Origin of the sequence: Achromobacter sp. Bel (assembly GCF_012928505.1) — a bacterium.
Lineage (GTDB): Bacteria > Pseudomonadota > Gammaproteobacteria > Burkholderiales > Burkholderiaceae_B > Achromobacter.
In genome coordinates, this window is sequence record NZ_JABBJN010000019.1 from 97279 (window position 1) to 104738 (window position 7460).

Sequence of the window (7460 nt, forward strand, 5' to 3'; positions counted from 1 at the left end):
GAGTCTATACACTAGTACTTAACGAACCCACCCAATCAAGGAGAACGCCTAACGACCTCACCGCGCATTTTGCGCACCCATTTTTCTCTTTTAGAAGGAGAGCACACTATGAACCTGAGCATCTGCGGTCGTCACCTCGACGTCACCCCGGCAATCCGGGAATATGTCATGAACAAATTGGCGCGAGTGCTGCGGCATTTCGATCACGTCATCGATACCCAGGTCATGCTCTCGGTAGAGCCCCTGCGGCATAGAGCCGAAATCACCATGCGTCTAAGCGGTAAGGACATTCATTGTGAAGCAACCGATGAAAACCTCTATGCAGCCATAGACCTTCTTGCTGACAAAGTCGACCGTCAGGTCATCAAGCACAAGGACAAGGTACGAAGTCACTCAGCGGAGTCCGTGAAGCGGCAAGCGGCGAGCCTCTCGCCACCCCAGCAGTAATGCGCTTCATGACCACTCGCCCTGGGCGATCAAGCTAAACAGCGATTGTAGAAATCCTGCCTAAGTCCCGGTGTCCCGCTAGACGTCAGTCCAGCCGGGGCATCGGCAAAACTCCCCGCACTCCCCCTTCCGCGTCACTCCCCACCCAAGCTTGTCCCTGAATTTCCGGTTCTCCCGGAGAAGCGTCGTTGCGCCGTGCATTTCCGGCTTTTCGCCCTCAATCGGGCCGCTTCGGCCCCGGGAATGCCCACAATCCGGCGCGATCAGTCTATGCTGTCGCTCTTGCCGTGACGTCGTCCGCCCACACCATGGGCACGGCGCGAGGCCAATTTATTGCACTGCGTCATATAACCATATAATGATCCGATGAATCATTTGTCGCGCATCCTACCCGCCGGCAACGTCGTGCTCGATATGCTCGCAACGAGCAAGAAACGTGCGTTCGAACAAGCTGGCCTTCTTTTTGAAAACAACCATGGCTTGGCACGCGCGCTCGTGTTCGACAGCCTGTTTGCCCGGGAACGTCTAGGCTCCACTGCCCTTGGGCAGGGCGTCGCCGTGCCCCACGGCCGCGTGAAGGGGTTGGAGCAGGCGCTGGCGGCATTCATCCGCCTGGCCCAGCCCATCACTTTCGACGCACCCGACGGGCAACCCGTGTCGATGCTGCTCTGCCTGCTGGTGCCGGAAACGGCCACCCAGCAGCACCTGGAGATCCTGGCCGAACTTGCTCAGCTCATGTCCAACAAGGCATTGCGCGAGGCTCTGGCCACGGAGGCCGATCCGGCCATCGTCCACAAGATGCTCACGACCGGCCAACTCTGACCCCTCCGCGGAAACGCTGCCATGCTCACGGTGCAGGAACTCGTCGACGACAACGCCGACAAAATCCCCTTCAACTGGATCTCGGGCCAAGGCGCCGCGGACCGCGCAATTCCCGATGACGGCATGGCGGCCGCCGACCTCGTCGGCCACTTGAACCTGATCCACCCGTCGCGCATCCAGGTGTTCGGGCAGGAAGAACTGGCGTACTACACGCGCTTCGACCTGCGCCGCCGCATGCACCACATGGACGAGCTGCTGATCGGCGGCGTGCCCGCCATCCTGCTGGCCGACGGCCTGACGCCGCCCCAAGACCTGGTCGACCAATGCGACCAGCATCAGGTGCCGCTCCTGTCCACCCCGGTGGCGGCGGCCCAGTTGATCGACCTGCTGCGCATCTACCTGGGCAAGAAGCTTGCGCCCACCACCACCGTGCACGGCGTATTCCTGGACGTGTTGGGTCTGGGCGTGCTGATCACCGGCGAATCCGGCCTGGGGAAAAGCGAACTGGCGCTGGAATTGATTTCGCGCGGACACGGCCTGGTGGCCGACGACGCCGTGGAATTCTCGCGTACCGCCCCCAACATGATCGAGGGCCATTGCCCGCAGCTGCTGCAGAACCTGCTGGAAGTCCGCGGCCTGGGTTTGCTCGACATCCGCACCATCTTCGGCGAGACCTCGGTGCGCCGGAAGATGCGCTTGAAACTGATCGTGCACCTGGTGCGCGCCACCGCGCAAGACAAGTTCGAACGCCTGCCGCTGCAGGACATCACGCAAGACATGCTGGGCCTGCCCGTGCGCAAGGTGATGCTGCAAGTGGCCGCCGGCCGCAACCTGGCGGTGCTGGTCGAAGCCGCCGTGCGCAACACGATACTCAAGCTGCGCGGCATCGATACGCTGGGCGAGTTCATGGAGCGCCAGGCCATGGCGATCCTGCAAAGCAGCAAATGAACGCGCGTCGCCACGCGGCACCGTGAGCCTGTACGAAACCCTGGCCGCCGAGATCGCCAAATCGATCGCGGACGGCGTAATGCGCGTGGGCGACAAATTGCCGTCCGTGCGCGATGCCTGCGCGGCCCGGGGCGTCAGCCCTTCCACGGTGTTCCAGGCGTACTACCTGCTTGAAGCGCGCGGGCTCATCCGCGCCCGGCCACGCTCGGGCTACTACGTGCACGCCCCCGCGGAATCCCTTCCCCCCGAACCGGGCACGTCCAGCCCCGACGGCGAGTCCACCGAACTCGCGATCAGCGAACGCATCTTCGATATCCTGGGTTCCGTACGCAACCGCGACGTGACGCCGCTGGGATCCGCCTTTCCGTCGCCGCTGCTGTTTCCGCTGGCGCGGCTGGCGCAGGCGATGGCCGCGCACCTGAAACGCCACGATCCGCTGGATACCGTAGAAGACCTGAGCCCCGGCAATCCGCGCCTGCGCCGACAGATCGCGCTGCGCTACCTGATCGGCGGCATTAACGTGCCCGCCAACGATATCGTCGTGACCAACGGCGCGCTGGAAGCGTTGAACCTGTGCCTGCAAGCGGTCACGCAGCCAGGCGACACCGTCATCGTCGAAGCGCCCACGTTCTACGGCGCGTTGCAGGCGCTTGAACGGCTGGGCCTGAAGGCGCTGGAAGTGCCGACCCATCCGCGCACCGGCGTCGACCTGGACGCCATGGAAGCCGCCATCCAGCGGCACGCCCCCAAGGCCTGTTGGCTGATGACGCAATTCCAGAACCCGCTGGGCAGCCTGATGCCGGATGACAAGAAGCGGCAGCTTGTCGAATTGCTGGCACGCCACGACATCCCGTTGATCGAAGACGATGTCTACGGCGAACTGTATTTCGGCGCCGCGCGGCCCGTGCCCGCCAAGGCCTACGACAAGCAGGGGCTGGTGCTGCACTGCTCGTCGTTTTCGAAATGCCTGGCGCCGGGCTACCGCATCGGCTGGGCCTCGGCAGGCCGCTACGCGCAACGCGTCCAGCGCTTGAAGTTGACGTCCACGCTGTCCGCCTCCGGCCCCGCGCAAGGCGCGATCGCCGAATACCTGGAACAAGGCGGCTACGACCGCCATCTGCGTCGCCTGCGCGAAACGCTGCAAGCGCAGCAAGAACGCATGGCCGATGCGATTGCGCGCGAATTCCCCGCCGGCACACGCGTGACGCGTCCGCAAGGGGGATTTTTCCTGTGGCTGGAGCTGCCCGCGGCCGTAGATGCGCTAGCCCTGCACCGCGATGCGCTGGCGCGCGGCATCAGCGTAGCGCCGGGCCCGATATTTTCGGCCAGCGGCCAGTTCGCCACCGCGTTGCGCCTGAACTATGGCCACCCCTGGGACGCCGCCCACGACACCGCCATCCGGTTGCTGGGCGAACTGGCGCGCAAGGCCTCTGCGCAGGCCGCCCGGCGGCGCTAGCGCGACATCAGTTCAGTGTCGACGCGGCACGCGCCCGCTTGACCTCAAGCGCCGTGACGCCGCCGGCCTCGTTGCCCCAGCTGTTTCGCAGGTAGGACACCAGCATGGCGATGTCGTTGTCATTCAGCAGCTGCCCGAACGGCGGCATGCCGTGCGGCCGGGGGTTGGCAGCGGTTGCCGGCGCGTAGCCGCCGTCCAGCACCATGCGAATCACGTTGAGCGGCGACGGCGCCGTCACCGTGGGGTTGCCCGCCAACGCGGGCCAGGCCGAGCCGCTTCCCCCGCCATTCGACTGATGGCACTGCGCGCACTGCTGTTCGTAGATCTTGCTGCCCAGTTCCATCGCCGCCGGCGCCGCCGCCACCTTCTGCCGCGGCGTGGACGCCGGCGTGGCGGGCAGCGACTTGATATAGACGCCGATCGCCAGGGCGTCGTCGTCGGTCAGGTGCTGCGTGCTGCCCAGGACCACTTCGGCCATCGGTCCGCTGGCGCTGGAATGCGCGGAAATGCCGGTCTTGAGCAAAGCGGCGATATCGGCTGCCGTCCAGCGGCCCATGCCCGTCTGCATGTCGTTAGTGAGCGGCGGCGCATACCAGTCCAGTACCGGGATGACCCCGCCGGTCAGGGAGGCCGACGCGCGCGTCGCGCCCAGGCTGTTGCGCGGCGTATGGCAAGCGGCGCAGTGCCCCAGCCCTTCGACCAGATAACGCCCACGGTTCCATTGCACCGACTGGCCCGCATCGGCTTCGTGCACGCCGGGCTTGAAGTACAGCGCGCGCCACGCGGCCAGCAAGGCGCGCTGGTCGTAGGGGAAGTCCAGTTCGGGCGGACGGTTCGGCTGGCTGACGGGCGCCACGCTGCGCAGATAGGCGTAGAGCGCATCGGCGTCGGCGCGCGTGACGCGCGTGTATTCCGTGTACGGAAAAGCCGGATACAGCAGCGTGCCGTCTTTCGATTTGCCGTTGTGCAGCGCCTGCCAGAAGTCGTCGGCGGACCAGGTGCCGATGCCGGTCTTGTCGTCGGGGGTGATGTTCGGACCGAATACGGTGCCGAACGGCGTCGGGATCGGCGTGCCGCCCGCCAGCGCCTTGCCGCCCCGGCTGGTGTGGCAGGCCATGCAGTTGCCTGCCAGCGCCAGGTAGCGTCCGCGCTCGATCAGCGTGGAGGCGTCGACCGACGCTGCGGCAGGCCCCGTGCTGGTGTCATCGCGCGTACCCAGCCAATACAGGCCGCCCGCGGCGACGACCGCCGCCAGCAACACCACACCCAGGATTTTCTTTAGCAGTTTCATCGGGGGCCCCTCTCAGCGTTGCGCCTGGCTGCCGCACTCGGCGGGCAGGCGCAGCGATCCGGCGGCCTCGGGCGCGTAGGGCTCGACGACCGGTTGCGACGACAGCCACGCCGCCAGGGCGCCGATGTCGGTGGGGGTGAGTTTGTCGGCAATGTCCGCCATGCAGTCGGGTGCGGCGGCGCGGCGCAAACCGTTCTTCCAGCTGCCGATCTGCGAGCCGATGTAGTCGCGGGGCAAGCCGAGCAAGCCCGGGATGGCCGGCATCAGGCCGCTGAGGGCCGCGCCATGACAGGACGCGCAGGCGGGCAGGCCGCGGGCCGCGTCGCCGTTCAAGGCCAGCGTGCGGCCGGCTTCCATCGTGGCGCTCGCGACCTGCGCGCGCGTGGGCGCCGGATATGGCACGTGCTGTTCGGAGAAATACGCGGCCATCTCGCGCAGGTAGTCGTCGGGCAAGCCAGTCAGCAGATGCGCCATGGGGCGGTACTGGCGCCGGTCGTCGCGGAAATTCAGGAGCTGGTGATACAGGTATTCCTGCGGCTTGCCGGCCAGGCGCGGGTAGTAGCCGTCCGTGCCGGCCCGGCCCTGCGTCCCATGACAGGCTGTACAGGCCGCGACCCGGGCCGCCATGGTGTCGGGGCGCAACGTGTCTTGAACGGCCGGCTGCGCCAGCGCGGACGTTGCCATAAAGGCAACAACGGCTGCCGCCATCACGCGGAAAATCGCCCCAAACCGCGGCAGTGAAACACTACAAAACGAAATGAGGGCTAACATCTAGGTCGAATTCCAATCCCCCGAAACGCATGACGGCGGGGCGCGTAAGTGAATCGATCAAGTATCCGGCCCCAAGCTTACGCCAGGGCAGACGAAACGGTACAGGCGCAGATTCCCAGTTTACGGCCATATCAGATGCCATCCCGCCGGCATCGTCCTGGAAAAGCGTGCCACAATCATGTCCATGTTGAAAGTCGTCCTTGTCACCGGCATCTCAGGCTCAGGCAAATCCGTTGCCCTGCGCATGCTCGAGGATGCCAGCTACACCTGCGTCGACAACCTGCCCGTCCGGTTCCTGACCGAATTCATCGCCAATGCGCGGGACGACGGCCTGGAGCGCGTCGCCGTCGCCATCGACGTCCGGTCCCCGGGCGAATTGGCGGAACTGCCCGACGTGGTCACGGCCCTGCGCGCCATGGGCACCAGCCTGCGCGTGGTCTTCCTGGACGCCAACACCGCCACCCTGGTTCAGCGCTACTCCGAATCCCGCCGCCGCCATCCGCTGACCGACCGCCTGCAGCGCGGCGGTACCGCCCCGTCGCTCACCGACTGCATCGCGCTGGAGCGCGAACTCTTGGCGCCGCTGCGCGAGCAAGAGCATGTGATCGACACGTCCGACCTGACCCCCGGCCAGTTGCGCGCCTGGGTCCGCGACCTGATCCAGGCCGATCGCGCGCCGCTGGTACTGACCTTCGAATCTTTCGCCTACAAGCGCGGCGTGCCTGGCGACGCCGACCTGGTGTTCGATGTGCGCTGCCTGCCCAACCCCCATTACGATCGCAACCTGCGTCCGCTGACCGGCCGCGACGAGCCCGTGGCCACCTGGCTGGCCGGGTACGAACAGGTCGGACAGATGATCGACGACATCGCCGGCTTTCTGAACCGCTGGCTGCCGCAGTACACCCAAGACACCCGCAACTACCTGACCGTAGCGATCGGCTGCACCGGCGGCCAGCACCGCTCGGTCTATGTTGTCGAGCAACTGGCGCTACGCTTCGCCGACCACGACCCCCTGCTTGTGCGCCACCGCAACCAATTGCCCGTCGAATCCGCATGATCCTGTCCCGTCCGCTCCACCTGATCCTGATGTTGCTGCTGGCCATTGCCGTGGCAGGATGCTCTTCCACCGGTGGACGCAAAAAGGGCGGCGGTTATTACAAGGACGATGGTCCGGATGCCAACCCACCGTCCAACCTGGACCAGGTGCCCGACGCCGTGCCGCGCATCGAACCCTACGCCAGCGGCGCCAACCGGCCTTACGTGGTGTTCGGCCAACGCTATGTGCCGGACACCAGCGGCCAGCCGTACAAGCAGCGCGGCACCGCATCTTGGTACGGCAAGAAATTCCACGGCAATTCGACGTCCATCGGCGAGTCCTACGATATGTACGCCATGACGGCCGCCCACACGACGCTGCCGATCCCCAGCTATGCGCGCGTCACGAGCCTGGTCAACGGCAAGACGATCGTCGTGCGCGTGAACGACCGCGGGCCGTTCCATAGCGACCGGATCATGGACCTGTCCTATGTGGCGGCGTACAAGCTGGGCATCATCGGGCCGGGCAGCGGCCAGGTCATCGTGGAGAGCATTCCGCAAGCGGAGATCCGCCGCCTGGCCTCGCAAGGCGCGCCGGCTGCGCCGGAACCCGCATCGGCCACAGGCTCCTTGCCCGTGCTGGCGCCGGTGGCCGCCGTACCCGTCGCACTGACGGCCGAGGATCGGAAG

8 protein-coding genes are annotated in these 7460 nt (G+C 65.9%); 6 read left to right on the top strand and 2 right to left on the bottom strand.

The window, feature by feature from the left end; translation table 11 throughout:
* Positions 1–108 precede the first annotated feature (108 nt).
* From raiA to HG262_RS14180, 4 genes are all read left to right on the top strand, one after another.
* Positions 109–447 (top strand): ribosome-associated translation inhibitor RaiA, encoded by a 339-nt coding sequence (gene raiA / locus HG262_RS14165; protein ID WP_006216296.1) that lies wholly within the window; start codon positions 109–111, stop codon positions 445–447.
* A 366-nt stretch (positions 448–813) separates the two neighbouring features.
* Entirely contained in the window at positions 814–1269 is a 456-nt protein-coding gene (locus tag HG262_RS14170) for a PTS sugar transporter subunit IIA (RefSeq protein ID WP_169271628.1), read from the top strand.
* A 21-nt stretch (positions 1270–1290) separates the two neighbouring features.
* Positions 1291–2217 carry an HPr(Ser) kinase/phosphatase gene (gene hprK, locus HG262_RS14175; protein WP_006216298.1) on the top strand — a complete coding sequence of 309 codons (927 nt, stop codon included), beginning with the start codon at positions 1291–1293 and terminating at the stop codon, positions 2215–2217.
* A gap of 22 nt (positions 2218–2239) precedes the next feature.
* A complete protein-coding gene (locus tag HG262_RS14180; RefSeq protein ID WP_169271629.1) occupies positions 2240–3673 on the top strand; it encodes a PLP-dependent aminotransferase family protein in 1434 nt (477 codons plus the stop codon).
* A 7-nt stretch (positions 3674–3680) separates the two neighbouring features.
* Here the strand turns inward: HG262_RS14180 and HG262_RS14185 are convergent, their stop codons facing one another.
* Entirely contained in the window at positions 3681–4964 is a 1284-nt protein-coding gene (locus HG262_RS14185) for a cytochrome c (RefSeq protein WP_169271630.1), read from the bottom strand.
* Positions 4965–4976: 12 nt separating this feature from the next.
* Entirely contained in the window at positions 4977–5735 is a 759-nt protein-coding gene (locus HG262_RS14190; protein WP_211187299.1) for a c-type cytochrome, read from the bottom strand.
* 184 nt (positions 5736–5919) lie between these two features.
* On the opposite strand from HG262_RS14190, the gene rapZ reads away from it, so the two are divergent.
* Positions 5920–6792 (top strand): RNase adapter RapZ, encoded by an 873-nt coding sequence (gene rapZ, locus HG262_RS14195; RefSeq protein ID WP_006224731.1) that lies wholly within the window; start codon positions 5920–5922, stop codon positions 6790–6792.
* Positions 6789–7460: septal ring lytic transglycosylase RlpA family protein (locus tag HG262_RS14200; protein WP_169271631.1), on the top strand; the 672-nt coding region annotated here is incomplete at its 3' end. The genes rapZ and HG262_RS14200, both read left to right, overlap by 4 nt.

Bases quoted from the DNA above. Each gene is read 5' to 3' on its own strand.
- rapZ (WP_006224731.1), top strand. From the start codon at position 5,920: ATGTTGAAAGTCGTCCTTGTCACCGGCATCTCAGGCTCAGGCAAATCC.
- HG262_RS14190 (WP_211187299.1), bottom strand. From the start codon at position 5,735: ATGTTAGCCCTCATTTCGTTTTGTAGTGTTTCACTGCCGCGGTTTGGG.
- raiA (WP_006216296.1), top strand. From the start codon at position 109: ATGAACCTGAGCATCTGCGGTCGTCACCTCGACGTCACCCCGGCAATC.
- HG262_RS14170 (WP_169271628.1), top strand. From the start codon at position 814: ATGAATCATTTGTCGCGCATCCTACCCGCCGGCAACGTCGTGCTCGAT.
- HG262_RS14185 (WP_169271630.1), bottom strand. From the start codon at position 4,964: ATGAAACTGCTAAAGAAAATCCTGGGTGTGGTGTTGCTGGCGGCGGTC.
- hprK (WP_006216298.1), top strand. From the start codon at position 1,291: ATGCTCACGGTGCAGGAACTCGTCGACGACAACGCCGACAAAATCCCC.